The organism is Desulfovibrio desulfuricans, from assembly GCF_024460775.1.
GTDB lineage: Bacteria > Desulfobacterota > Desulfovibrionia > Desulfovibrionales > Desulfovibrionaceae > Desulfovibrio > Desulfovibrio desulfuricans_E.
Window position 1 is genome coordinate 1 of the sequence record NZ_JANFYZ010000029.1, and the last position, 1,859, is coordinate 1,859.

A 1,859-nucleotide genomic window follows, 5' to 3' on the forward strand; every position below is an offset into this window, starting at 1 on the left:
AGCAATCGTTGACAGCGGCCTACTTTCCCACATGACGTTATGCAGTATCATCGGCGATGGAGAGCTTAACTTCCGAGTTCGGAATGGGATCGGGTGTACCCTCTCCTCCATGGCTATCAACGAAATTTGTCAAAATATTAATTGACAGGGACGGAAGGATTTTTTTCAAACACAAGCCGCACGGGCTATTAGTACTGGTCAGCTCCACACCTCGCGGCGCTTCCACCTCCAGCCTATCAACGAGGTAGTCTACCTCGGCCCTTTAGGGATTGCTCCAGGGAGAACTTATCTTAAGGCAGGCTTCCCGCTTAGATGCTTTCAGCGGTTATCCCTTCCGCACATAGCTACCCTGCTGTGCCGTTGGCACGACAACAGGTCCACCAGGGGTGCGTCCATCCCGGTCCTCTCGTACTAGGGACAGGCCCTTTCAATTCTCCAGCGCCCACAGAAGATAGGGACCAAACTGTCTCACGACGTTTTAAACCCAGCTCGCGTACCACTTTAAACGGCGAACAGCCGTACCCTTGGGACCTGCTTCAGCCCCAGGATGTGATGAGCCGACATCGAGGTGCCAAACCGCATCGTCGATGTGAACTCTTGGATGCGATCAGCCTGTTATCCCCGGCGTACCTTTTATCCAATGAGCGATGACCCTTCCATTCGGGATCACCGGATCACTAACACCTACTTTCGTACCTGCTCGAGATGTCTCTCTTGCAGTCAAGCTCCCTTATGCGTTTGCACTCGACGGCTGGTTTCCAATCAGCCTGAGGGAACCTTTGCATGCCTCCGTTACTCTTTAGGAGGCGACCGCCCCAGTCAAACTACCCACCAGACACTGTTCCCTCACCGGATAACGGTCGAGGGTTAGGGACCTGAAAAAACAAGGGTGGTATTTCAACAATGACTCCCCCCATACTAGCGTACAGAGTTCACAGTCTCCCACCTATCCTACACATGCAGTTCCAAATCCCAATGTCAAGCTATAGTAAAGGTGCACAGGGTCTTTCCGTCTTTCTGCGGGTACACGGCATTTTCACCGCGACTTCAATTTCACCGAGTCTCTGGCCGAGACAGTGTGGAGATCGTTACGCCATTCGTGCAGGTCGGAACTTACCCGACAAGGAATTTCGCTACCTTAGGACCGTTATAGTTACGGCCGCCGTTTACCGGGGCTTCAATTCGAAGCTTCGCTTGCGCTGACCTCTCCTTTTAACCTTCCGGCACCGGGCAGGCGTCAGTCCGTATACGTCGTCTTTAGGACTTCGCACAGACCTATGTTTTTAGTAAACAGTCGCCACCACCATTTCTCTGCGGCTCCCTCAGGCTCGTTAAGTGAATTAACTTCACCCGGAGGAGCACCCCTTCTTCCGAAGGTACGGGGTTATTTTGCCGAGTTCCTTGGCCAGAGTTCTCTCGAGCGCCTTGGATTATTCATCCCACCCACCTGAGTTGGTTTGCGGTACGGTTTGCACATCCTAAACTTAGAAGATTTTCTAGGCAGTATAGGCTCAACAGCTTCAGACCTTACGGTCACGGACTCGCGTCTCGACGTAGAGCGGTACGGATTTGCCTGTACCACACGTCTACCTGCTTGCACCGGGACAACCAACACCCGGCCTGTCTACCTTTCTGCGTCCCTCCATCGCACAGATGTACAAGTACGAGAATATTAACTCGTTTCCCATCAGCTACGCCTTTCAGCCTCACCTTAGGGACCGACTAACCCTGGGAAGATTACCTTTACCCAGGAAACCTTGGGTTTACGGCGAACGGGTTTTTCACCCGTTTTATCGTTACTCATGTCAGCATAATCACTTCTCCACAGTCCAGCATGCTTTACAACACACCTTCAGCCC

2 rRNA genes are annotated in these 1,859 nt (G+C 52.3%); both read right to left on the bottom strand.

The features are described from left to right. Nucleotides 1-6: 6 nt before the first annotated feature. A 5S ribosomal RNA gene (gene rrf, locus NE637_RS15255) occupies nt 7-121 on the bottom strand. A gap of 46 nt (nt 122-167) precedes the next feature. Further along, nucleotides 168-1,859: ribosomal RNA gene (locus NE637_RS15260) — 23S ribosomal RNA — on the bottom strand; the annotation flags it as partial.